This is a genomic window from Paracoccus sp. NIOT.M2S5SZ12, from assembly GCF_057748165.1.
On sequence record NZ_JBYLFR010000002.1, the window covers coordinates 106855 to 130868 of the forward strand.

The window sequence follows — 24014 nt, forward strand, 5'->3', positions numbered from 1 at the left end:
ACCGACGATCTGGACCTGGAGGTGCGCGAGGGCGAGCTGCATGCTGTCATCGGCCCGAACGGGGCGGGGAAATCCACGCTGATCGCGCAGCTCTCGGGGCAGGCGGGGTCGGATGCCGGCTCGGTCCGCTTTGCGGGGGCCGAGATGATGGGCCGACCCATGCCCGCGCGGGTCCGGGCGGGCATGTCGCGCAGCTTTCAGATCACCTCGATCCTGCCGGGCTTTACCGTGCTGGAGAACGTGGCCACCGCCGTGCAGGCCCATGCGGGCAGCAGCTTCCGCTTCTTCGCCCCGGTCGCGCGAGACGCGGACCTGAACGCGCAGGCGCGCGACGCGCTGTCCCGCGTGGGTCTGGCCGACCGCGCCGACACCCGCGCGGGCAGCCTGTCGCACGGCGAGAAGCGCGCGCTGGAACTGGCCATCGCGCTGGCCACACGCCCGCGCCTGCTGCTGCTGGACGAGCCCCTGGCCGGGACCAGCGGGGCCGAGGCCGAGCGCCTGGTCCAGGTCATGGCGGGCCTGAAGGGGCAGGTGACGCTGGTGCTGATCGAACATGACATGGACGCGGTCTTTGCGCTGGCCGACCGGGTCAGCGTGCTGGTCTATGGCCGGATCATCGCGACCGGCACGCCCGATCAGGTCCGCGCCGATCCGGCGGTGCGCGCCGCCTATCTGGGGGATGCGTGATGCTGGTCGTCGAGGGGCTGCAGGCCGGTTACGGAGAGGCGCAGGTCCTCCACGACATCCACCTGTCGGTCGGGCAGGGGCAGGTGGTGACCCTGCTGGGCCGCAACGGCATGGGCAAGACGACGACGATCAGCACGATATTCGGCCTGCTGGCGGCGCGGGGCGGGCGGGTCAGCATCGACGGGCGCGACGTGACGCGGGCCGCGCCGCACCGCATCGCGCGCGCGGGCCTGGGCCTCGTCCCCGAGGGGCGGCAGGTCTTTCCCACCCTGGACGTGCGCGAGAACCTGATCGCCACCGCGCGCCCCGGCTACTGGACCCTGCCACGCGTGTTGGAGCTGTTCCCGCGCCTGGCCGAACGCATGGGCCACAAGGGCAGCGAGCTGTCGGGGGGCGAACAGCAGATGCTGGCCATCGGCCGGGCGCTGATGACCAACCCCCGCCTGATCGTGCTGGACGAGGCGACCGAGGGCCTGGCCCCCCTGATCCGCGACGAGATCTGGTCCTGCCTGACCCGCCTGAAGGATCAGGGCGAGGCGATCCTGATCGTGGACAAGAACCTGTCCGCCCTGACCCGCTTTGCGGACCGCCATGTGGTGATCGAGAAGGGCCGCACCGTCTGGTCCGGCGACAATGCACAGCTTTTGAGCGATCCTGACGTTGCGGAACGGCATCTGGGCGTCTGATCCTGCATCCGGACGCTTTACCGGACCGGCCCCGTCCCGGTAAGGTTGTGCGACGGCCCGCCGGGGCCGGTTCCACCACATGCATCGACCGCGGATATGCCCATGCGCCTGACTACCCGGATCATCGGCCTCGGCCTGTCGGCCATGACCCTGGCCGCGGCCGACCGACCGGCGGGACCCGCCTGCACGACGCGGCCGGGTGCCGATGCCGCCCTGTCCAAACGCCTCTGCGCCGCCTTGCGCGACGCGGCGTGGGAGCAGGCGGTCCGGCTGGAGGTGATCGCGACCGGGCCGGACATGCTGTCGGCACGCATCGCGCGGGGAACCGGCGCTTTCGGGCCGCGACTGGATTTCACGATGACGGACCGGTCGTTGCGACCGGATGATTTCAGCAGCTTCGCCCGCGATCTTCTGCGGTTCGGGCTGGTCGATTAGGGAAGGATTACATTCATGTGTCAGGTTTGCGCGGCATTGCGGCCGCAGGACAAGTCCTGTGCCTTGGACGGGCTCTCGGGCAGCGGCATCGACATGCTGCGCGCCACGCTGCGCGAGGGGGGCGATGCGCCCACCGGGGGCTGGACCCCCTATCGCATCGCGCCGGGCGACGGCTTTCTCGGCGTGATCGGGCAGCCCGGCGATCAGGACTGGGTGGGCATCCGGCTGCAGGCCGGGCAGACCTATCGGTTCGACCTGGTCGGCGGCACGCTCTCGGACCCGCTGCTGCGGCTCCATGGTCCGCAGGGCGGCCTTCTGGCGTTGAACGATGACGGCGGTCTCGGCTTCGACAGCCTGCTGACCTTCACGCCGACGCGGGACGGCGTCTACTACCTGTCGGCCGGCGCATTCGCCTCCGGCACCGGCTCCTATCAGCTTACCGCCGAGTTGGTGCGCCCGCCCGCCGCGGCGCCCATGGCCCAGCTGGCCGACTATCTGGTGCGCGGCTACTGGGACGATCGTGGCCAGTCGCAGCGCCGCTTCGACGTGGGCGCGGACGGCGTCGTCACCGTCGATCTGTCGGGGCTGGACGCGGCGGGACGGCGGCTGGCACGCGACGCGATGCAGGCCTGGGAGGCCGTCGCCGACCTGGACTTCGTCGAGCGGCGCGGCAATGCCGACATCACCTTCTCGGACCATCTGGACGGCGCCTTCGCGCAGTCGACGCTCATGGACGGGCGGATCCTGCGGTCCGACATCAACGTCGATCGCGACTGGCTGAACATGGACGGCGTCCAGATCGGCACCTACTCCTTCCAGGTCTATGTCCATGAGATCGGGCATGCCTTGGGGCTGGGCCATCAGGGCAACTACAACGGCAGCGGCAGCTTCGAATGGGACGCGCGCTTCTCGAACGACAGCTGGCAGGCTTCGGTCATGTCCTATTTCGGACAGGACGAGAATCCCAACATTGCCGCCGACCGCGCCTATCTAGGCACGCTGATGCCGGCTGACATCCTGGCGATCCAGCGCCTTTACGGCGCGGCGGGGGCGGGGTCGCTGACGGCGGGCAACACCACCTACGGCGTCGGGCATACCTTGGGCGACAGCTGGCTGGGGCGGATCTTCTCGGCCCAGAACGGCGTGGCGCAGGGCAGCGTGCGCGACGCGCGCGAGATCGCGATCACCATTCACGACGCGGGTGGGTTCGATCTGCTGAACTTCGCCAACGACCGCGCTGCGCAGCGCGTCGATCTGCGGGCGGGGGCGGCCTCTGACATCTACGGGCTGCGCGGCAACCTGCAGATCGGTCCGGGCACCGTGATTGAGGCCTATGCCGCGGGCAGCGGACACGACCGGGTGACGGGCAACGCGGCCGCCAACGTCCTGCGCGGCAATGCGGGCAACGACCGGCTGGACGGGATGACGGGCGACGACCGGCTGTTCGGCGGGTCGGGCACCGACGTGCTGAACGGCGGGCTGGGCAACGACCGCCTGTCGGGCGAGGCGGGCGACGACCGCCTGTCGGACATGCTGGGCGAGAACTGGATGTCGGGCGGCCTGGGCAACGACCTGCTGGTCACCGGAGCCGGACGGGACACGCTGCGCGGCGATGCGGGCCATGACGTGATGCTGGCGGGCGGCGGCAGCGACCTGCTGCTGGGCGGTGCGGGAGACGACCTGCTGCGCGGCGAGAGCGGCGGCGACCGGCTGGAGGGTGGTCTGGGGGCGGACCGGCTGTTCGGGCAGCAGGGCGCCGACATCCTGGTCGGCGGCGCCGGTGCGGACATCATGGCGGGTGGTATCGGTGCGGACGTCTTCGTCTTCACCCGCCTGTCGGACAGCACGCGCGCGGCCGCCGATCTGATCACCGACTTTGCCCCCGGTCAGGACCGGCTGGACCTGTCTGCGCTGGACCTGGACCTGATCGGCCGCGCCCCGTTGACCGGCGGTCGCGAGATCCGGTTCGAGCATCGCGGTGCCGAGACCCATCTGCTGATCGACGTGACGGGCGACCGCCTGCCCGACATGGTGATCCGCCTGGCGGGGCGGCACATGCCGGATGCGGACGACTTCATCCTCTAGGGGGTGAACCGGACCGGGGGGAGCGGCGTTGGCGTGCGGGTTCACCCGTCCGGGTCGCGCCCCCGTCATCCTGTCCAGTCCGAAGGAGCCGTCATGGTCCATGCGAACTGCCTTGCCCCGCAATCCGGTCTGGGCCTGCCGCCGCTTGGTGCGCCGGGCATGGTCGCGCTGATCGTCCTGGTTCTGGGCACGCTGGCCTTGGCCGTTGTGCAGGGCCCGGCGATGGGTGCGCTGTTCCTGATCGGGGGGGCGTTGGGCATCGCGCTCTATCACGCGGCCTTCGGCTTCACCTCCGCCTGGCGGGTCTTCATCCTGGAGGGGCGGGGCCGGGGGCTGCGGGTGCAGATGCTGCTTCTGGCAATCGCGGTGGTGCTGTTCTTCCCGTCCCTGGCCTCGGGGACGCTGTTTGGCAACGATGTGCGCGGCCTGATCTCTCCGGCCGGCTTCGGCGTGCTGGCGGGGGCCTTCATCTTCGGCATCGGCATGCAGTTGGGCGGCGGCTGCGCCTCGGGGACGCTGTTCACCGCTGGGGGCGGCAATGCGCGCATGCTGATCACGCTGGTTTTCTTCATCATCGGTTCGGTGACCGCCACGGCGCATTTCGACTGGTGGGCCGGCCTGCCCGCGCTGGAGCCGATGGCCCTGTGGCAGCCGCTCGGCCCCTGGGGCGGCATCGCGCTGTCGCTGGCGATCTTCGGCGCCATCGCCGCGCTGACCGTGGCCGTCGAGCGTCGCCGCCACGGCGCGTTGGAGCGGGCTCCCGACAGCCCGCGCCACGGGCTGGCGCGGTGGCTGCGCGGGCCTTGGCCGCTGGTGGCGGGGGCGGTCGCGCTGGCGCTGCTGAACTTCCTGACGCTGGTGATCTCGGGGCGGCCCTGGGGCATCACCTCGGCCTTTTCGCTCTGGGGTGCCAAGATCGCCCAGCCCCTGGGCATCGACGTCTCGGCCTGGGGCTACTGGCAGCGTCCCGCCAATGCCGAGGCGCTGCAGTCCAGCGTCTTTGCCGACATCACCTCGGTCATGGATTCCGGCATCATCGCGGGGGCGATGCTGGCCGCCGCGCTGGCCGGGCGCTTCGCGCCATCGCTGAGGATCCCGCTGCGCTCGGTGCTGGCGGCGGTGATCGGCGGGCTGATGCTGGGCTATGGCGCGCGAATTGCCTACGGCTGCAACATCGGCGCCTATTTCTCGGGGATCGCCTCGGGCAGCCTGCACGGATATCTGTGGGTCGTCGCGGCCTTCGCGGGCAACGTGCTGGGCGTGAAGATGCGGCCGTGGTTCTTCATGGAGCGTCGCACCAGCCGGGCGGATGGCTGACATGGGCTGGCTGGACCCGGTCGACGCCTATTGCGAACGCACCGGGCCGGACTACTGGTCAGAGCCTGTCAACGCGCTGACGAACCTGGCCTTCATCCTCGCCGCGCTGATCATGGCGGGGCGGCTGCGCGGGCCGGGCATGGCCATGGGGCGCGCGCTGGCCGGGGTGCTGTTCGTGATCGGCCTGGGGTCGTGGCTGTTCCATACCCATGCGAACCGCCTGACCGGATTGCTGGACGTGCTGCCGATCCTGGTCTTCATCCTTCTCTACGTCTTCGCGGCGACGCGTGACTTCCTGGGCGCCCGGCCGTGGGTGGCGGCGCTGGTGACGGCAGGCTTTCTGCCCTATGCCGCGCTGACCGTGCCGCTGTTTTCGATGGTGCCGGGGCTGGGATCGTCGGCGGGCTATGCACCGGTCCCGCTGCTGATTCTGATCTATGCGCTGCTGCTCCGAAATCGGCTGCCCCGCGTCGCGCGGGGTCTGGCGGTCGGGGCGGGGGTGCTGATCCTGTCCCTCACGTTCCGCACGCTGGATCAGGCCAGCTGCGCGGTCCTGCCCATGGGCACGCATTTCCTGTGGCACATCCTGAACGCCGTCATGCTGGCCTGGATGATCGAGGTCTGGCGCCGCCATCGCGGCGACGCCACCGTCTGAGGTCCGCCCTCAGCCCGGATCGGCCGACAGGCCCAGGCTTTCGATGGCGTGCACCGCGCAAGCCTCGTCATTGTCCGACGTGTCGCCGGTCACGCCCAGGGCGCCGATGACGCGACCGTCCTGCCGGATCAGCACGCCGCCCGGCACCGGGACCAGCATGCCGCCCGCCAGCGCGTTCATCGACTGGATGAAATAGGGCTGCGCCTGCGCCCGGTCGAACAGCGTGCGCGACCCCGCACCCATCGCGACGGCGCCCTTGGCCTTGCCCTGCGCGATGTCGGGGCGCATCGGGCTGGTGACATCCTCGCGCAGCAGCGCGACCAGATGCCCGCCCGCATCGACCACCGCGACCGTCAGCGGGTTCAGGCCAAGCGCGCGGCCCTTCTCCAGGCAGGCATCGGCCAGCTTGCGGGCCATGTCCAGTGTCAGTGTCATCGGTTCCTCGCCTTTGCTATGGGTCGCGGGACCATGCCACCCCCTGCCGGGACATGCCAGCCGGTGACGGCTTTCGCGTCCGCCCGATCGGCGCTAAGCCTGCGGGACGGGCAAGGGGGGCGGGGCCGATGCGGGTGGATCTGATCATCTTCGACTGCGACGGGGTGATCGCCGACAGCGAGGTGCTGTCGGCGGAGGTGCTGATCGACCAGCTGGCCGGGCTGGGCATCGCGGTGACCGCGGAGGACGTGCGGCGCGACTTCCTGGGGCGCAGCTTTCCGACCGTCGCGGCCAGCATCCGCACGCGCTTCGCCCGCGACCTGCCCGCCGATTTCGAGGCCAGCTATCGCAGCCGCCTTCTGGCGCGGTTCGAGGCCGGGCTGACCGCGACGCCGGGCTTTCCCGCCATGATGGCGGCGCTGGACCGACCGGTCTGCGTCGCGACCTCCTCCAGCCCGCCGCGGGTGGCGCGGACCCTGTCGCTCCTGGGACTGACCGACCGCTTCGGCCCGCATGTCTTCACCGCCAGCCAGGTGGCACGCGGCAAGCCCGCGCCCGACCTGTTCCTGTTCGCGGCCGACCGCATGGGCACGCCGCCCGCCCATGCCCTGGTGATCGAGGACAGCGCGGCGGGTCTGGAGGCGGCTCGGGCGGCGGGCATGCGGGTCGTCCATTACACGGGCGGCTCGCACCTGACGGGCCTGCCGGGCGATCCGGACGCGCCGGGGCTGGCCTGCTGGTCGGCGTTTCCGGCCCTGCTGGCGCGGCTGGAGGCGGGGCGGTGAAACTGTCGAAAATGCCGGGCAATCGGGGGTGCGGGGTAACAGTTCGCTAACCTGTGGCGTGCTAGCCCGGGGATCGATGCCATTCACGATCCACCTCGAAGGAGGGACCGCATGCCGCTACCGTCCATGTCCATCCGTGCCAAGCTGGCCGTCTCGGCCGCCGCGATGACGGCGCTTGCCGTCCTTGCGGTGATCGCGCTGACCACCACCCTCATGTCGCGCGCCGCCATGCGCCAAGCCGAGGATCAGGCCCGCGCGATGATGGGCGAATATGCCGCAACCCTGACCCGCGAGATGAGCGGGGTCACCGAACTGGTCCGCACCGGCGTCGCCGCCGTGGAGGGGGTGATGGTGCAGGCCCAGCCCGATCGCGACCTGCTGGGAGAGGTCGTGACGGGCATCCTGGAGACGCGGCCCGATCTGGTCGGCATGACCCTCGCGCTGGAACCCGACGCCTGGGGGCCGGACAGCGCCGCGATCGGGCATTCCTATTCCGACGCGGCCGGGCGCTTCGTGCCCTATTTCTATCACATGCCGGACGGCACCGTCGCGGTCGAGCAGCTTGACATGAGCCCCGAGGCCGGGACCGACAGCTGGTATGCGCGCCCCATGCGCGAGGATCGCAGCCTGATCACGCCGCCCTATCTCTATGCCGTCAACGGCCAGGACGTCCTCATGGCCACGGTCAGCGGGGTCGTGCGGCCCCAGGGCCGTCCCGTGGGCATCCTGACTGCGGACCTCTCGCTGGCGCAGCTCTCGGCGCGGATCGACCAGCTGCGTCCCTTCGGCGAGGGTCGGGTCCGGCTGATCAGCTCGGGCGGGCTGTGGATCGCGCATCAGGACGCCGCCCTGCTGGGGCAGGCCGTGTCGGATGCCGATCGCGCGCTGCTGGCCGGGGCGCCCATGCATTACGCCACTGTTGGCGGCGCCGAGATGATGGTCCTGCACGCCCCAGTCGATTTCGTGGGCGTCGAGGAGCAGTGGACCCTGGTCATGCAGGTCCCCCGCGCCACGGTGATGGCGCCCGTCGCGCAGACGCGCGAGCGGGCTGTGCTGGCCGCTGTGCTTCTGCTGCTGGCGACGCTGGCAGTGGTGTGGTTCGGGGCGCGCGTCGTCTCGCGCCCGGTCGAGGCGCTGACGGCTGCCATGCGCCGTCTGGCCAAGGGCGATCTGGACACGCCCATTCCCCATGCCGACAGGCGCGACGAGCTGGGCGCGATGGCCGGGGCCATGCAGGTCTTTCGCGGTCACGCCCAGGAGGCGCGCCGGCTGGAGGCCGAGGCGGCCGCCCATCGCGCCGAGCGCGAGGCCGCCGCGCAGACCGAGGCCGACCGCCAGTCCCGCGTCGTGCGCGAGATCGGTTCCGGGCTGGAACGGCTGGCGGCGGGCGACATGACCCACCGCATCGACAGCCCGGCGCATGATCCCTTCCCCGAGGGCTATGATTCGCTGCGGCTGGCCTTCAACGGCGTCGTGTCGCGACTGGCGCAGACGATCCGCCGCATCGCCGACGTGGCCCAGCAGGTCCGCGGCGGCGCGGACGAGATCAACACCGCCGCAGGCGAGCTGTCCAGTCGCGCGGAGACCCAGGCCGCCACGCTGGAGCAGTCCGCCGCCGCCCTGAACGAGATGAACGAGAGCCTGCGCCAGACCGCAGGCCGTGCCCGCGACGCGGAGCTGGCCAGCAGCCAGAACCGTGACATCGCCCGGACCAGCGCCGCCGTCGTCTCCGAGGCCGTGGGCGCCATGCGCGGGATCGAGCGCTCCTCCGAGCAGATCACCCGGATCATCGGCGTCATCGACGACATCGCCTTCCAGACCAACCTCCTGGCGCTGAACGCGGGTGTCGAGGCTGCGCGGGCGGGCGAGGCGGGACGCGGCTTCGCGGTCGTGGCCTCCGAGGTGCGGGGTCTGGCGCAGCGCGCGGCCGAGTCGGCGCGCGAGGTGCGCGGCCTGATCTCGGAGAGCGCGGCGCAGGTCCGCAGCGGGTCCGAACTGGTCGGCCGCACCGGCGAGAGCCTGGCGGTCATCGTCCAGAAAGCCGCCGAGGTCTCCGAGCAGATCGCAGGCATCGCCCAGGCCGCGGCGGATCAGTCGGTGGGGCTCTCCGAGATCAACACGGGCGTGAACCAGCTGGACCAGGTGACCCAGCAGAACGCCGCCGTGGCCGAACAGGCGACCGCCGCCTCGATGACGCTGCGCCAGCAGGCCGAAGCCCTGTCGCGCGAGATCGGCGCCTTCACGGTCGACGGCATGACCGCCGAGACGCCGAAGCCGTCGCTTGCGCCCGATTTCGCGGTCGAGGCGCGCCCGATACGCCTGACCGGAACGGGGCGGACGTCGGTGATGGAGTTCTGACGGCGTCGGAGATACGACGTCGCCTCACCGGCGCCCTCTTGCAAATGCGACCGGATGACGCCATAAAGTGAAGGCGGGACCGGGCCCCTCTGGCGCGGCGATCCAATGGGGATTGCTTCGCGATGTCGGACCGCATCGAGCGTGCTCGGTGCATCGGCGGCCCAACTCTGCTCCCTTGCACGGTGCGTCAATCACACTGATGAGGGTATCGTGGATCTTCTTCTGACCGAATTTCTCGGCAAGCCCATGTGGATGTGGCTGCTGTTCATTACGGTGGTCATCGCGCTGCTGGTTTTCGACCTGGGCGTCCTGAACAAGGACGACCATGAAATCGGCATCGCCGAGAGCCTCAAGCTTTCGGCGATGTACATCACTCTGGGCATCGCCTTCTCGGGCTTCATCTACTGGTCGATGGGCGGCGAGGCCACGGCGCAGTACCTGACCGCCTTCATCGTCGAGAAGACGTTGGCGATGGACAACATCTTCGTCATCGCGCTGATCTTCAGCTTCTTCGCGATCCCGCGGGAATATCAGCACCGGGTGCTGTTCTGGGGCATCTTAGGCGTGATCCTGCTGCGCGGCATCATGATCGGCCTCGGTGCGACGATCGTCGAGAACTATCATTGGGTGCTGTACCTGTTTGCCCTGTTCCTGATCTTCACCGGCATCAAGATGCTGTTCGCCAGTGACGACCACACCGACATGGCCGACAACAAGGCGCTGAAATGGCTGCGTCGCCGCATGCGCGTCACCGACGAGCTGCATGGCCATGCGTTCATGGTCAAGCTGCCCGATCCCAAGACCGGCAAGCTGGTCCGCTGGGCGACGCCGCTGCTTTTGGCGCTGATCGTGATCGAGGTCGCGGATCTGGTCTTCGCGGTCGATTCGGTGCCGGCGGTGTTCACGATCACGACCGATCCCTATCTGGTCTACACGTCGAACATCTTCGCGATCCTGGGTCTGCGCGCGCTCTACTTCGCGCTGGCGGCAATCCTGCACCGCTTCGCCTATCTGAAGTACGCGCTGTCGATTCTGCTGATCTTCATCGGCTCCAAGATCTTCATTGCCGATCTGATGGGCTGGGAGAAGTTCCCGCCGGCCTGGTCGCTGGGCATCACCTTCGTGATCCTGACCATCGGCGTCGTCGTCTCTCTGGCGAAGACCCGCGGTCAGGCGCCCGAGCCGCTGCCGTTCGGCGAGAATCGCAGCTGACGAAAAGACGGATCGGCGGCCCGCGTGGCCGCCGATCTGCATTTTGGGCTATCCGATCCCTGCGGACGCCATGATTTCGGTTCGCATGCTGCACGCCCGGTCTGGCGCTGCTTGGATACGCTTCCGACCGCGCAGCGACTGTTCGCAGGCGTGGTTGCGACAGGGCAAGCGAACCATCCCCGATACATCTCGAACACGCCGGAACCCGTGCTGAGTGCATGGACATGCGACTGCACATCCATACCGCCGCGCCGTAGGCTCGCGTGGTCCGGTCCGATGCCGCCGTCAGTTCAGCAGTGCGCGGGCCAGATTGATCACCGCGAGAATCTGCTGCGTTTCCGCATCGACGCGATAGACCCGGTCGCCGGACCGATAGTAGCGCCAGCCGTCGCGGCGCTGCAGATCGAAGCGGGCCGGGTCCCGCACCAGAACGTAATCGCCGATGCGCAGACGGTCGCCCACGTCGCGGCCGTAGCGGATCTCGTGGTGGCGGGCCTGTCCGGGCGGCACGCAGGCCGGGGATTTCTTGGCAAGGCCCGGCGGACAGCCATGCGCTGCGTTGCGGGCATGATGGCCTCGGTCGCGGTCATGGCCGCGGCCCTTGCCGGGATCGGCCGATGCGGTTCCTGCAAGGGCGATGGTCAGGGCGGCGGTGGCGGTTGCAAGCCTGCGCAGGCGGGACATGGCGAACTCCTGTCGTAACGGACCATATCATAACGACGCAGGCGGCGAATGGAGCCGGGACGGCCTTCCCAACTGCGTGAGGCGGCGGGGAACCGCCGGTCCCTCATCCCCGCGCGGCCTCGCGTGCGGCATCCTGCAGCTGCCGAAAGATCGCATAGCGCCGGTCGTGCATCGCGCGGATCGCCCCGTCGCGCGGGGCGAAGCGGGCGTCGAAGCGCGACATGCGGGCCATGGCCTGCGGGATGTCGGGCGCAACGCCGCCCGCCACTGCCGCCAGGATTGCCGAGCCCAGCAGGACCGGCTCCTCGGTCTCGGGTCCGGCCAGGGGCAGGCCGGTCGCGTCGGCCAGCAGCTGCCGGATCATCGGGCTGCGTCCGGCGCCGCCGCTGATCACGATGCCCTGCACGGGCGCGCCCGCGGCGGCCTGGGTCTCGACGATCTGGCGCAGCCCGTAGGCCAGCCCGCAGAGCCCCGCGACGTAGAGCGCGATGAGGCTGTCCAGGTCGCGCTCCATCCCCAGGCCCGCGACCACAGCGCGGCTGTGCGGGTCGGCATGGGGGGCGCGGTTGCCCAGGAATTCGGGCACGACATGCAGCCCGCCGGCCAGATCGGCGGGGTTGTCTCCGGCCCGCGCCTCGGCCTGACGGGCCAGCCAGGCGGGCAGGGACAGCCCCTCCTGCTGCGCCTGACGGGTGGCCTCGGGCGCGTGGGGGTGGTGGTCCAGCAGCTGCTCGATCGCGGCGCCCGCGGCGGATTGCCCACCCTCGTTCAGCCAGAGGCCCGGCACCATGGCCGAGAAGTAGGGTCCCCAGACCCCCGGCACGAAGACCGGCTGCTGCGTCGAGGTCATCGTGCAGGAGGAGGTACCGAAGACATAGGCGAGGTTCGCTTCGGCCCCGCCGCCGCCCTTGGGTCCGACCGAACCGATGCCGCCCGCATGCGCGTCGATCAGCCCCGCCGCGACCGGGGTGCCGGGGCGCAGGCCCAGATCGCGCGCGGCCTTGGCTGTCAGACCCCGGCCCAGGGCCGAGCCTGCATCGACGACCCGCGCCCCGATCCGGGCGAAACCGTCATCGGTCAGATCGCCCAGGCCCACGGAGCGGAAGTAGTCCGCGTCCCAGGACCGTTCATGCGCCATGTAGGTCCATTTGCAGGTGACGGTGCAGATCGACCGCGCCAGATCGCCGCTGGCCTTCCAGGTCAGGAAGTCGGTCAGGTCCATGAACTGCCAGGCGGCGGCATAGGTGTCGGGGCGGTGCTCCTTGAGCCAGAGCAGCTTGGGCGTCTCCATCTCGGGAGAGATGCGCCCGCCGACATAGTCCAACACCCGGTGCCCGCCCGCGTTGATGCGTTCGGCCTGTTCGACCGCGCGATGGTCCATCCAGACGATCACGTTGCGCTCGGGATGGGCGGCGTCGCCCACCGGCAGCGACGCTCCCTCCGGCCCCAGCACCACCAGCGAACAGGTCGCGTCGAAGCCGATCCCGGCGATCTCCTCGGGCCGCGCGCCGGCCTGCGCCAGGGCGGCGCTCACGGCACGGCAGACGGCGGCCCAGATATCGGCCCCCGACTGTTCGGCGATCGATCCGCCCTCGCGGTGCATCGCGATGGGATGGGCGGCGCTGGCCGTCATGCAGCCCTGGGCGTCGAAGACGCCGGCACGGGCGCTGCCGGTGCCGACATCGACGCCGATCAGGAAGCGGGGGTCTGACATGGGGGCCTCCGGAGGCTTGTCGTCACAGATCGACGCTGTTGGGCAGGATGACCAGATCGCGGATGACGACGCCCTTGGGGCGGGTCAGCATGAAGAGCACCGCCTCGGCCACCTCGCGCGGCTGCATCAGCGAGCCGTTGGCCAGCGCCTCCTCCATCTTCTCCTTGGGCCAGTCGTCCAGCAGGGCGGTGACCACCGGGCCGGGCAGGACCGCGCCCAAGCGGATGCCCTGCGGCGCGACCTGGCGGCGCGTCGCGTGCAGGAAGGCCTGGACCGCGAATTTCGACGCGGTGTAGATCGGCTCCCAGACCACCGGGACGACGCCCGCGACCGAGCTGGTCAGGATCACATCGCCCGCGCCGCGCCCGATCATGCCGGGCAGGACGGCGCGCACGCTGCGGAAGGCGGCGTTGATGTTCAGGTTCAGCATGCGGTCCCACTGATCGGGGTCGCCCTCGGCCGCGGGACCGCCGACATAGGCGCCGGCATTGGCGTGGAAGATGTCCAGCGGCCCGACCAGCGCCTCGATCCGCGGGGCCATGCCCGAGACCTGCGGCCCGTCCAGCAGGTCCACGACCAGCGGATGGGCCTGGGGCCCCAGCTGGCCGCAGAGGTCGTGCAGCCGGTCGGCGGCGCGGTCGATCAGCACGACCTGGGCGCCTTCCTCGATCAGGATGCGGGCGCATTCCAGCCCGATCCCCGATGCCGCCCCGGTGATGGCCGCGGTCTTGCCTTGCAGTTTCGCCATGATGGTTCCTTTTCCGTCAGGCCCGGCCGTTGCTGGCCCGGGAGCGTCGCGCCAGCGAGTCGACGATCACCGCGATGGCCAGCACCGCCCCCGTGATCATGTAGCGCAGCGACGAGCTGAGATTGAGAAGCGTGAGCCCGTTCGAGATGGCCATGATGACCAGCACCCCCAGCAGCGCCGACCAGGCCGATCCGCGCCCGCCGAAGAGTGATGTCCCGCCGATGACCGCCGCCGCGATGGCGTTCAGGTTCACGTCGCCGGTGCCGGCCTGCTGGCTGGCCGAGGCCAGGCGCGCCGCCGCGAAGACCCCGCCAAGCGCCGCCAGGCTGGAGCAGATGACGAAGGCCGACAGGCGGATGCGGCGGATGTTGATGCCCGAGCGGCGCGCGGCCTCGGCATTGCCGCCCACCGCGAACATCCAGCGGCCCCATTGCGTCCGCGTCAGCGCATAGTTCAGCGCGGCGACCGCCAGCACGAAGATCCCGAACATCAGCGGCACGCCGCGGCCGCGCTCCAGATACCAGACCGCGAAGATCAGCGCCGCGGTCAGCAGCACCGCCTTGGCCAGCGCGATGCTGAGGCCCGCGGCCGAGAGGTTCGCGGCGCTGCGGCGGCGGTTGGTGCGGATCGCGCCCAGCACGATCATGGCGCCCGGCAGCAGTGCCGCCAGATAGGAGGCCCAGCCCGGCAGGATCAGGATCTGCCCAAAGCGCACCAGCGAGGAGGTGAAGGGCATGTTGATCGACCCCGTCGGCCCCAGGAGGTAGAGCTGCGCTCCGAGCAGCGCCAGCAGTCCCGACAGCGTGGCGACGAAGCTCGGCATCTCGAACTGGTTGCGCAGGAAGCCGTAGATCAGCCCGACCGCCGCCCCGGTGGCCACGACGGCCAGGATCGTGACCGGCAGGGGCATGCCCGCATTGACCCACAGCACCCCGGTGATGGCCGAGGCCAGGCCGCTCATGGAGCCGATAGACAGGTCGATCTCTCCCAGCAGCAGCACGCAGACCACGCCGAGCGCGATGAAGCCCACGGCGGCCGCGTCGAACAGCAGGTTGACCAGGTTGTTCGGCGCCAGAAAGACCGGGTTCAGCACCGTGAACACGGTCGAGATGATGACGAGGCCGACGATCACGGGCAGCATGCCCAAGTCGCCCGAACGGACCTGATCGACGAAGCCGCGCAGCGCGCCCGCGATGCCCGCGTCGTGGCGGACCCGGCTGTCGGCGCGGTCGAGTTGGGTTGGCTGGGTCACGACTGGCCCTCCATGATGTCCATCTTGCGCGCCGCCCGGCGCGAGACCGAGTTCTCGCTGGCGCCGGTGATGGCGGCGACCAGCTCCTGATGCGAGCTTTCGGCGGTGAAGACGCCGTTGTTGCGGCCAAGCCGCAGGACGACGATGCGGTCGGCGACCGCGCGCACGTCCTCCATGTTGTGCGAGATCAGGATAACCCCGTGGCCGCGGTCGCGCACCCGCTCGATCAGGTTCAGCACCTCGGCCGTCTGCGCGACGCCCAGAGCCGCGGTGGGTTCGTCCAGCATGATGATGTGCGGGTCCAGCAGCAGAGAGCGCGCGATGGCCACCGTCTGCCGCTGCCCGCCCGAGAGCGAGGCGATGGGTTCGCGCACCGAGGGGATGCGCGCCGCCAGCTCCTGCAGCAGGGTCCAGGCGCGGACCTCCATCTGCACCTCGTCCATGTGCCAGGGAGAGAGTTCGTGGCCCAGGAACAGGTTCGCGACCACGTCCAGGTTCTCGCACAGCGCCAGGTCCTGAAAGACCGTGGCGATGCCCAGCTCCAGCGCGCGGCCGGGATTGTCCAGCGTCACGGGCCGGCCCAGATACTCGATCGTGCCCGATGTGGGCTGGTGGACGCCGGCCAGCACCTTGACCAGCGTGGACTTGCCCGCGCCGTTGTCGCCGACCAGGGCCACGACCTCTCCGGCATGGACGTCCAGGGCGATGTCGTCCAGCGCGGTGACGGCGCCGAACTGCTTGCCCACGCCGCGCAGGCGCAGGATCAGGTCGCCCTTGGCGGGGCTTTCGGGTTTTCTGGACATGATGACCTCTCTGGGCGCGGGGACGCGCGGCGGCACGGGCCGCCGCGCGCGGGCGTCACTGGATCCCCAGCTCGGCGCAGGCATCCGCGTATTCGGCGGTGCAGACCTCCTCGGCGGTCTGGATGCCGCCGTCGAAGATCACCTCCTTGATGTTCTCGCGGGTGACGACCTCGGGGACGAAGAGCTGCGAGGGCGTGTTGTAGAGCTCGGTCGTGGGTTCGGGCGTCTCGCCGTTCAGCAGCTGGACGGCCACGTCGGCCGCGGCCGCCGCCACGATCTCGGAGGGCTTGGAGATGGTGTTGTACTGATCGCCCGCGATGATCAGCTGCAGCGCGGCGATTGTGGCGTCGTTGCCGGTCACCGGGGGCAGGGGGTCGGTGCCGGCGGCCTTCAGCGCAGCGATGGCGCCGCCGCCGGTGCCGTCATTGGCCGCGACGATGCCGGTGATCTGGTCGCCAAAGCGGGTGATCTGGCCCGCCGTCCATTCCTGCGCGCGCGGGGGCGCCCAGTCCGGCGTGTCGTATTCCGACAGCGTCTTGTAGGGCGAGGCGTCCAGCGCGCGGTCGATGCCGTCGCGGATCAGCCCCGCCGCCGCATCCGTGGGAGAGCCGTTGATCTGCAGCACGCCCGCGCCCTCGGGCACGCCTTGGGCCTGCAGATGCTCGACCAGCGATTGAGCAATGGCATAGCCGATGCCCTCGTTGTCGAACGAGACGTAGAAATCGGCCGGCGTGTCCGGGATTGGCCGGTCATAGGCGATGACGCGGACATCCTGGGCGCGCGCGATCTCGACCAGGGCTGCGGCCGCGGCCGAGTCGACCGGGTCCAGCACCACGACCGTGGCGCCCTGCGCCAGGACCGAGTTGAACTGCTGCTGCTGCAGCGCCACGTCGCCGTTACCGTTCTGATAGATCAGCGTGCAGTCGGGGCATTTCTCGGCCATGGCGGCCTGGAAGCCGGGCCAGTCATGCTCCTCGTAGCGGGTCGATGCCTGGTCGGGCATCAGGAAGGCGACGGTCTGCGCCGCCGCCCCGGTCGCGGCAAGGCCGAGCGCCAATGCCGAAGTCGCTGCAAGCGACGTGATCCTGGTCATGCTGTCTTCCTCCTCAACAGGGCCTTCACCCGCCGCAGGAAGGGCCGCGCGCCGCCGGTCACGCCGGGTCGCCGCGGGTCCTCCTCCCGCACATCCTCCAATGCGCCATCGGCGACGCGACCAAGCGCAACCGATTGCGCAAACTTGCTACATCGGTTGCACCAAGTCAATATGGCATTTGCGGGCCGGATCGGCCCTGACGAAAGGGACAGGTCATGGACAGGGATTCACGGCGCACGACCATCTACGACCTGGCGCAGCTGGCCGGGGCCTCGCCCAGTGCGGTCAGCGCGATCCTGAACGGCACCTGGCAGAAGCGGCGAATCAGCCAGCGCCTGGCCGAGCGGGTCAAGGCGCTGGCCGAGGAGCAGGGCTATGCGGTCAACAGCCAGGCCAGCCTGCTGCGCCGGGAGCGTTCGCATATCGTCGGCATGATCGTCCCGAAATACGACAACCGCTATTTCGGACAGATCGCCGAACGGTTCGAGGCCCAAGCCCGCACCAGGGGGTTCTTTCCCGTGGTCACCTGCACGCAGCGCGACCCCGAGCTGGAGTTCGAGGCCGCCAAGGAACTGGTCTCATGGCAGGCGGAATGCGTGATCGCGACGGGCGCCACGGACCCGGACCGGATCAGCGGCTTCTGCGCGGCGGCGGGGGTGCAGTCGATCAACCTCGATCTACCGGGGACGGCGGCGCCGTCGGTGATCTCGGACAACTTCGCGGCGGCGCAGGCGCTGGCGGCGGTGATCCTGGACCGCTGCGACGCGCCGGGGCCGCTGCGTTTTGTCGGTGGACGGCCGGGCGATCACAACACCGCCGCGCGCCTGCGGGGCTTTCTGGCCGAACATGACCGCCGCGGGATCGCGGTGCCCGAGGATCACCGGATGATGCCCGGATACTCCGCCGACAAGGTGGCGCAGGCGCTGGCGGGGTGGTGCCCCGACGGGCCGGTGGGGCTGTTCGTGAACTCGACCATCGCGCTGGAGGGGGTGGTGCGCTGGATGGCGGAGCTGCCGCAGGGGGCGGGGCCGGTGCGCTATGGCTGCTTTGACTGGGACGCCTTCGCGGCGCGGCTGCCGGGCAATGTCGGCATGGTCGAGCAGGATGTCGGCACGATGCTGACCCGCGTCTTCGACATGATCGGTGCGCGCGACCTGGCCCCCGCGGCCACGCTGGTTCCCTGCCTGATGCGCTGCACCGGCTGAGCGGAGGCGCCGCCGGGCCACGACAAAATGCCGCGCGGCATCACGGCCCTGTCGAAAAGGCGTGCAATCCCCCCCGAACCGTTCCAACATGGGGGTTGTTGACGGTGGAGGGTACGTCGGCCTGCCGCGCCGCCCTCTCGCCCGGTCAGAACCCAAGCGCGAAGGCACTGATGAGACGAGACGTCAACCACTCCATTCTGCTGCAGACCAGACTTGACGAGATCGCCGCGGGCTTCGGCGCCGTATCGGCGCCGCTAGGCGCGGCCATGTCCCATGCGGCGCTGTCCTCGGGCAAGCGGTTCCGGGGCAACCTGCTGCTGTTGGCGGCGGACGCGTCCGGCGGGGTCTGCGAGACGATCGTCGATGCCGCCTGCGCCATCGAGATGGTGCATGCGGCCTCGCTGGTCTTCGACGACCTGCCCTGCATGGACGATGCCGCGCTGCGCCGCGGCCAGCCCGCCACCCACGTCGCCCATGGCGAGAGCCGGGCCGTGCTGGGCGGCATCGCCCTGATCACCGAGGCCATGGCCGTGCTGGCCACCGCGCGCGGCGCGTCCGGCGCGGTGCGCGCGCAGCTGGTGCGCATCCTGACCCGCGCCCTGGGGCCGCAGGGTCTGTGCGCGGGCCAGGACCTGGACCTGCATGCCGCCAAGAGCGGCGCCGGTGTCGAGCGCGAGCAGGACCTCAAGACCGGCGTTCTGTTCATCGCCGGGCTGGAGATGCTGGCCGTGGTCAAGGATTTCGACGACGAGGACCGCGATCAGATGATCGCCTTCGGCCGTCAGCTGGGCCGGGTGTTCCAGTCCTATGACGACCTGCTGGACGTGATCGGCGACCGGGCGGCGCTTGGCAAGGATGTGGGCCGCGACGCCGCAGCGCCGGGACCCAAGCGCGGCTTGCTGGCCGTGGCCGACATGCAGAACGTGTCGCGCCACTATGAGGCCAGCCGAGCGCAGCTGGACGCGATGCTGCGCAGCAAGCGCCTGCAGGCCCCCGAGATCGCGGCCCTGCTGGAGCGTGTCCTGCCCTATGGCGTGCGCGCCTGAGCGTGATGCGGCCGGGTCCACAGGCCCTGCCGCGTGACGCCCGCCCCCGGCAGGCGTGAGCGCGCGACATCCCACCCTCCGACGCCCAGCAGCGCGACCTTGGTCGCCTTGGAGGTGCTGATCCGCTGCCGATAGGCTTCGGGCCCGCCCTTGCGGATGCGCAGCCCGATGGCGCGATAGATGCGCAGCGCGGCGGCGATGGACCAGGCGCAACGCGGCGGCAGGTCCGCCAGACCCACGCGGGCCGATGCGTAATAGGGCTCTGCCGTGTCCAGCAGCCGCAGGATCACGCCGTAGAGTCCGGGCGACGGCACCGGACCGTCGATGCTTGCCCCCGCCTCATCCAGCCAGTCCCCCGGCAGATAGCAGCGCCCGATGGCCGCATCGTCGATCACGTCGCGCGCGATGTTGGTCAGCTGAAAGGCCAGCCCCAGATCGCAGGCGCGGTCCAGGACGGCATCCTCGCGCACGCCCATCACGCGGGCCATCATGACGCCGACGATGCCCGCGACGTGATAGGAATATTCCAGAACGTCGTCGATGCTGCGGTAATCGCGCGCCTCGACATCCATGGCAAAGCCCTCGATCAGGTCCAGGGGCCAGGCATCGGGAAAGTCGTGCCGCCGCGCCACCGCGCGCAGCGCCGCGAAGGGCGGCGTCACCGGGCCGTCGCCCTGCAGCGCCGCCAGCGTGTCGGCGCGTAGATCGGCCAGCCGCGCCCGCGGGTCGTCCACCAGTTCGGGGCGGCTGCCCAGGGCCTGACCGTCGATCACGTCATCGGCATGGCGGCACCAGGCATAGAGCATCACCGTATCCTCGCGGATGCCGGGCGGCATCAGCTTGGCGGCGGTGGCGAAGCTCTGCGACCCTTGGGTGATCGCCTCGGTCGAGGTCAGGACCAGATCGCTCATGCGTCCGCCAGGTCGGCCAGCATCACCTGGGCCGTGGCCTTGGCCGAACCCACGACGCCCGGAATGCCCGCGCCCGGATGGGTGCCCGCGCCGACCAGGTAGAAGTTGCGGATCGTCTTGTCGCGGTTATGCGGCCGGAACCAGGCCGATTGCGTCAGGATCGGCTCGACCGAGAAGGCGCTGCCGTGATGGGCGTTCAGCTCGGTGGCGAAATCGGACGGGGTGAAGATGCGCGTCGTGGTCAGGTTGGCGCGCAGATTGGGGATCAGCCGCTCCTCCAGGCTGGCCAGGATGCGGTCGGCATAGCGCGGCCCCTCGACCGCCCAATCGATCTCGGCCCGGCCCAGGTGCGGCACCGGGGCCAGGACGTAATGCGTGGACATGCCGTGAGGCGCCATGTCCGGGTCGGTCGTGCAGGGCGAATGCAGATAGAGCGAGAAATCCTCGGCCAGCTTCGGGCCCTTGAAGATCTCGTTCACCAGCTCCTTGTAGCGGGGGCCGAACAGGATGGTGTGATGCGCCACGTCCTTGGGCGCCTTGCGCAGGCCGAAATGCAGCACGAAGAGCGACATGGACCAGCGTTTGCGGTCCAGCGACTTTGCACGGCTCTGCCCGCGGGCGGTATGGCCCAGAAGGTCGCGATAGTTGTGCATCACGTCGCCGTTGCTGGCGACCATGTCCGCGGTCAGCGCGCGCCCGTCCGCCAAGGTCACGCCGGTCGCGCGCGGCCCGTCCGTGTCGATCCGCGCGACCTTGGCGTTCAGCAGCATCTGCCCGCCAAGCCGTTCGAACAGCGCGACCATGCCCGCGACCAGCCGGTTGGTGCCGCCCTTGGCGAACCAGACTCCGCCGCGCCGCTCCAGCGCGTGGATCAGCGCATAGATCGAACTGGTCGAGAAGGGATTCCCGCCCACCAGCAGCGTGTGGTACGAAAACGCCTGCCGCAGATAGGGGTCCTTGATGAAGGTCGCGACCTTGGCATGGACCGACTTGTAGGCCTCCAGCTTCATCAGCGCGGGCGCGGCCTTGAGCATCTGGCCCAGCTTGAGAAAGGGCACGGTGCCCAGCTTGACATAGCCCTCCTGGTACACCTCCTCCGCGTAATCGCGAAAGCGGCGGTATCCCTCCAGGTCGTCCGGGTTGAACTGGGCGATCTGGCGCTCCAGTAGATCGGCCTCGTTCACATAGTCGAACACCTTCCCGCCCGGCCACATCAGCCGATAGAAAGGCGAGACCGGCATCAGCGTCACGTCGCGCGCCATGTCCTGCCCGGTCAGCGCCCACAACTCCTTGAGCGCATCGGGGTCGGTGATGACGGTGGGGCCCGCGTCGAAGACATGGCCCTGATCGTGCCAGACATAGGCCCGCCCGCCGGGCTTGTCGCGGGCCTCGACCAGGGTCGTGGCGATGCCCGCCGATTGCAGGCGGATGGCCAGGGCCAGGCCGCCGAAGCCTGCTCCGATCACGATGGCCGTCTTGGTTGCGGGCGAATGGGCGTTCATGCGTCTTCCTTCAGAAGGGGGCGTTCGGGCAGGCAGCGGAGCGCCGTGCCGATGGGGATGGGGGGCTTGCCGGTGACGATGCGCAGCTGATCGGCCGCGGTCAGGCGCCCGGCATAGAACCGCTCGATCAGCCCCTCGGGCATGCGGTAAAAGCGCTGCAGCAGCGTATAGCGTTGATCGGGCGGGCAGCCGCGGAACAGCATGCGGTTCAGCAGGCGCAGGAACCGGTCCTGACGCGCGCGCCCCAGGGCGTAATCGCGGATGGCCGCGCGGGCCGCGTCGGTGGTGGGCCGGCCGGGCAGGGCGGCCACCACGTCCGCGACCTGCGCCGCATAGGGCAGCGAATAGCCGGTGACCGGGTGAAAGAACCCCGCCCGCAGGCCCACCGGCACCGCGCCCGCGGCATGATCGTCCCAGAACCCCGCCGCGTCATGGGCCAGCGCGATGGGCAGGATGCCGCGTTCGCGCCGCACCTCACGGCCCGTCCAGCCCTGCGCGCGGGCATAGTCGTGGGACGCCTGCGCCAGCGCGTCGTCATCCAGATCGCCACCATCGGAATAGCGCGTATCCTCGATCAGGATGCGCGTCGGGGTGAAGGGCAGCAGATAGATGAAGCGGTAGCCGTCCTCCTGCGTGACGGTCGCGTCCATGATCATCGGGCGGGCGACGCCATGGGGGGCGTCGGTCTCCAGCTCGATGCCCACGAATTTCTGGAAACCCACGGTCAGGTGCGGGGTGGCCTGCGCACCGCGCCCGTCCAGCACGCAGGGCGCGGCGATGCGGGTGCCGTCGGTCAGGGTCGCGCCCTTCGCATCCAGCGCGCCGATGGCGCTGTTCCAGCGGATTTCGGCCCCGGCATCGGTCACCGCCCGCGCCAGCGCCGCCCCGTCCAGCGAGCCGTATCCGGTGCGCAGCATGCGCGCGTGGGTGGGAAAGCGCACCTGCTGGCCCGACCAGCGCCCGCGTTGCAGCGGATGGATGCGGGCCTGCCAGGCGGGCGACAGGTCGGGATCGTGACAGGACCAGGTATGCCCGTCCGACGGTCCGTCGCGCCCGTCCAGCAGGACCACGGTCAGGTCGGGCCGCGCGGCCCGCAGCGCCAGCGCGATCAGCCCGTTGGCCAGGCCCGCCCCGGCCAGCAGGATGTCGGGGGTCACGACCGCTCCTGCGCCTCGGCGCGCAGGACGCCGGAATTCTTCAGGTCCTGCTTCAGCTTGTCGACCGGCGGCGCATAGATGAAGCCGAAGCTGACGCAATGGTCGCGCCCCTCGACCGCGTGATGCAGCCGGTGCGCCTGATACAGACGCCGGAAATAGCCGCGCCGGGGGATGTAGCGGAAGGGCCAGCGCTGATGGACCAGCCCGTCATGCAGCACGAAGTAGATCAGGCCATAGACCGTCATGCCAAGCGCGATCCACCACAGGACCGGCGACCAGATCCAGCCCACCGTGAACAGGATCGTGGCGATCACCGCGAAGACCACGCCATAGAGGTCGTTCTTCTCCAGCGCGTGGTCATGCTCCTCATGGTGCGACTTGTGCCAGCCCCAGCCCAGGGGGCCGTGCATGATCCAGCGATGGACGGAATAGGCCATCAGCTCCATCACCAGCACGGTGGCGACGACGATCAGCAGATTGGTCATGCGGGGGTCCCTTTCTTCCGGTCCGCCCTGGCACGGGTGCGCGGCAGGCGCCACCACGGCACGGTGGGATAGAGGTGATGTTCGTGATGATAGCCGCCAAAATGGAAGCAGGTCAGCAGCGACACCGAGTCGCTGACCCGCGACGACCGGGCATTGTGGCGGTCGGGAAAGGCATCATGCCCCGGCCGGTGCGGCAGCCAGGTGCCGAAGACGAACAGCTGCACCGAGGCCAGGATCGAGGGCAGCGGCCAGAAGACCACATACATCCAGCGATCCCCCAGGATCAGCGCATAGGTCGTGACGATCACCGGCAGGAGCAGCCCCTCGCGCCAGCCGAAATAGGTGCCGATGAAGCGGCCGTACCAGCGGACCGGCCCGCCATGGTCGAAATCGGGGTCGTCATCGGTGCCGGCGTGGCGGTGGTGGGCCATGTGCTTGACGATCATCTTGCGCCACGAGAACCCGGCATAGAGCCACAGGACCAGCTGCCCGATCCGCGCGTTCCAGCGCGGATGGCCCGGCACGACCGATCCGTGCATCGCGTCATGGGCGATGATGAACAGCCCCACCGACAGCCAGGTCAGGCCCGCGAAGCTTGCCGCCGCCAGCAGCGGATGGGCCGCGGCGTCCAGGAACCACAGCGTGTGGACGTGCAGGGCCAGCCAGGCCAGGATGATGGTCCCGGACACGGCCAGGCTGGTGACGGTCAGTTCCGCCTTGGGCAGGGCATTCGCGCTCATGGTGTCCCCCGGACCGGCG

Annotated in this window: 23 protein-coding genes and 1 pseudogene; 12 read left to right on the top strand and 12 right to left on the bottom strand. The window is 69.7% G+C overall.

All coding sequences use genetic code 11. From position 1 onward, the window contains the following. Positions 1-15 precede the first annotated feature (15 nt). From AC2SGK_RS02315 to AC2SGK_RS02345, 7 genes and pseudogenes are all read left to right on the top strand, one after another. A pseudogene (locus tag AC2SGK_RS02315) lies at positions 16-459 on the top strand (ATP-binding cassette domain-containing protein); the annotation flags it as partial. Between the two features lie 99 nt (positions 460-558). Beyond that, entirely contained in the window at positions 559-687 is a 129-nt protein-coding gene (locus AC2SGK_RS02320; RefSeq protein ID WP_488322200.1) for an ABC transporter ATP-binding protein C-terminal domain-containing protein, read from the top strand. Next, on the top strand, positions 687-1373 hold the full coding sequence (locus AC2SGK_RS02325) for an ABC transporter ATP-binding protein (protein ID WP_488321990.1): 687 nt from the start codon (positions 687-689) through the stop codon (positions 1371-1373). The genes AC2SGK_RS02320 and AC2SGK_RS02325 overlap by 1 nt, the downstream gene beginning before the upstream one ends. Positions 1374-1475: 102 nt before the next feature. Then, positions 1476-1808, top strand: a complete 333-nt coding sequence (locus AC2SGK_RS02330) for a hypothetical protein (protein ID WP_488321991.1) — start codon at positions 1476-1478, stop codon at positions 1806-1808. 15 nt (positions 1809-1823) lie between these two features. Then, positions 1824-3893, top strand: a complete 2070-nt coding sequence (locus tag AC2SGK_RS02335; protein WP_488321992.1) for a M10 family metallopeptidase C-terminal domain-containing protein — start codon at positions 1824-1826, stop codon at positions 3891-3893. Between the two features lie 93 nt (positions 3894-3986). Further along, on the top strand, positions 3987-5210 hold the full coding sequence (locus tag AC2SGK_RS02340; protein ID WP_488321993.1) for a YeeE/YedE family protein: 1224 nt from the start codon (positions 3987-3989) through the stop codon (positions 5208-5210). A 1-nt stretch (position 5211) separates the two neighbouring features. Then, the gene (locus tag AC2SGK_RS02345) at positions 5212-5865 is read left to right on the top strand and encodes a ceramidase domain-containing protein (protein WP_488321994.1); all 654 of its coding nucleotides are present in this window, start codon (positions 5212-5214) and stop codon (positions 5863-5865) included. Positions 5866-5874: 9 nt separating this feature from the next. On the opposite strand, the gene AC2SGK_RS02350 is transcribed toward AC2SGK_RS02345, so the two are convergent. After that, entirely contained in the window at positions 5875-6300 is a 426-nt protein-coding gene (locus AC2SGK_RS02350; RefSeq protein ID WP_488321995.1) for a GlcG/HbpS family heme-binding protein, read from the bottom strand. 128 nt (positions 6301-6428) lie between these two features. Between AC2SGK_RS02350 and AC2SGK_RS02355 the strand changes: the two genes are divergently transcribed. The 3 genes from AC2SGK_RS02355 (at position 6429) to AC2SGK_RS02365 (ending at position 10655) form a co-directional block, all read left to right on the top strand. Continuing rightward, entirely contained in the window at positions 6429-7085 is a 657-nt protein-coding gene (locus AC2SGK_RS02355; protein ID WP_488321996.1) for an HAD family hydrolase, read from the top strand. 111 nt (positions 7086-7196) lie between these two features. Beyond that, on the top strand, positions 7197-9443 hold the full coding sequence (locus AC2SGK_RS02360; protein WP_488321997.1) for a methyl-accepting chemotaxis protein: 2247 nt from the start codon (positions 7197-7199) through the stop codon (positions 9441-9443). A 210-nt stretch (positions 9444-9653) separates the two neighbouring features. Then, positions 9654-10655: a TerC family protein gene (locus AC2SGK_RS02365; RefSeq protein ID WP_488321998.1), complete on the top strand. Its 1002-nt coding sequence runs from the start codon at positions 9654-9656 to the stop codon at positions 10653-10655. Between the two features lie 285 nt (positions 10656-10940). On the opposite strand, the gene AC2SGK_RS02370 is transcribed toward AC2SGK_RS02365, so the two are convergent. The 6 genes from AC2SGK_RS02370 to AC2SGK_RS02395 all read right to left on the bottom strand — a co-directional run bounded on the left by AC2SGK_RS02370 (position 10941) and on the right by AC2SGK_RS02395 (position 16949). Further along, complete coding sequence (locus tag AC2SGK_RS02370; RefSeq protein WP_488321999.1) at positions 10941-11339, bottom strand: hypothetical protein; 399 nt, start codon at positions 11337-11339, stop codon at positions 10941-10943. Between the two features lie 103 nt (positions 11340-11442). Then, complete coding sequence (locus tag AC2SGK_RS02375) at positions 11443-13053, bottom strand: FGGY-family carbohydrate kinase (protein WP_488322000.1); 1611 nt, start codon at positions 13051-13053, stop codon at positions 11443-11445. A 22-nt stretch (positions 13054-13075) separates the two neighbouring features. Further along, positions 13076-13801 (bottom strand): SDR family oxidoreductase, encoded by a 726-nt coding sequence (locus AC2SGK_RS02380; protein WP_488322001.1) that lies wholly within the window; start codon positions 13799-13801, stop codon positions 13076-13078. Positions 13802-13817: 16 nt separating this feature from the next. After that, positions 13818-15053, bottom strand: coding sequence for a sugar ABC transporter permease (locus AC2SGK_RS02385; RefSeq protein WP_488322002.1), 1236 nt, complete (start codon positions 15051-15053; stop codon positions 13818-13820). Beyond that, positions 15050-15856: an ATP-binding cassette domain-containing protein gene (locus AC2SGK_RS02390; RefSeq protein ID WP_488322003.1), complete on the bottom strand. Its 807-nt coding sequence runs from the start codon at positions 15854-15856 to the stop codon at positions 15050-15052. The genes AC2SGK_RS02385 and AC2SGK_RS02390 overlap by 4 nt, the downstream gene beginning before the upstream one ends. Positions 15857-15911: 55 nt before the next feature. Further along, positions 15912-16949 carry an ABC transporter substrate-binding protein gene (locus tag AC2SGK_RS02395; protein WP_488322004.1) on the bottom strand — a complete coding sequence of 346 codons (1038 nt, stop codon included), beginning with the start codon at positions 16947-16949 and terminating at the stop codon, positions 15912-15914. 215 nt (positions 16950-17164) lie between these two features. Here AC2SGK_RS02395 and AC2SGK_RS02400 point away from each other — a divergent pair, with 215 nt between their 5' ends. Both AC2SGK_RS02400 and AC2SGK_RS02405 read left to right on the top strand, forming a co-directional pair. Then, entirely contained in the window at positions 17165-18154 is a 990-nt protein-coding gene (locus AC2SGK_RS02400; protein ID WP_488322005.1) for a LacI family DNA-binding transcriptional regulator, read from the top strand. Positions 18155-18324: 170 nt separating this feature from the next. Beyond that, on the top strand, positions 18325-19200 hold the full coding sequence (locus AC2SGK_RS02405; RefSeq protein ID WP_488322006.1) for a polyprenyl synthetase family protein: 876 nt from the start codon (positions 18325-18327) through the stop codon (positions 19198-19200). Here AC2SGK_RS02405 and AC2SGK_RS02410 read toward each other — a convergent pair. The 5 genes from AC2SGK_RS02410 to AC2SGK_RS02430 are packed head-to-tail and all read right to left on the bottom strand — an operon-like array spanning position 19182 to position 23995. Further along, a complete protein-coding gene (locus AC2SGK_RS02410) occupies positions 19182-20111 on the bottom strand; it encodes a phytoene/squalene synthase family protein (protein ID WP_488322007.1) in 930 nt (309 codons plus the stop codon). The genes AC2SGK_RS02405 and AC2SGK_RS02410 overlap by 19 nt on opposite strands. Continuing rightward, the gene (locus AC2SGK_RS02415) at positions 20108-21613 is read right to left on the bottom strand and encodes a phytoene desaturase (RefSeq protein ID WP_488322008.1); all 1506 of its coding nucleotides are present in this window, start codon (positions 21611-21613) and stop codon (positions 20108-20110) included. Before AC2SGK_RS02415 ends, AC2SGK_RS02410 begins: the two co-directional genes overlap by 4 nt. Continuing rightward, a complete protein-coding gene (gene crtY / locus AC2SGK_RS02420; protein WP_488322009.1) occupies positions 21610-22770 on the bottom strand; it encodes a lycopene beta-cyclase CrtY in 1161 nt (386 codons plus the stop codon). The genes AC2SGK_RS02415 and crtY overlap by 4 nt, the downstream gene beginning before the upstream one ends. Further along, complete coding sequence (locus AC2SGK_RS02425; RefSeq protein ID WP_488322010.1) at positions 22767-23255, bottom strand: sterol desaturase family protein; 489 nt, start codon at positions 23253-23255, stop codon at positions 22767-22769. The genes crtY and AC2SGK_RS02425 overlap by 4 nt, the downstream gene beginning before the upstream one ends. Continuing rightward, on the bottom strand, positions 23252-23995 hold the full coding sequence (locus AC2SGK_RS02430; RefSeq protein WP_488322011.1) for a fatty acid desaturase: 744 nt from the start codon (positions 23993-23995) through the stop codon (positions 23252-23254). Before AC2SGK_RS02430 ends, AC2SGK_RS02425 begins: the two co-directional genes overlap by 4 nt. Positions 23996-24014 lie beyond the last annotated feature (19 nt).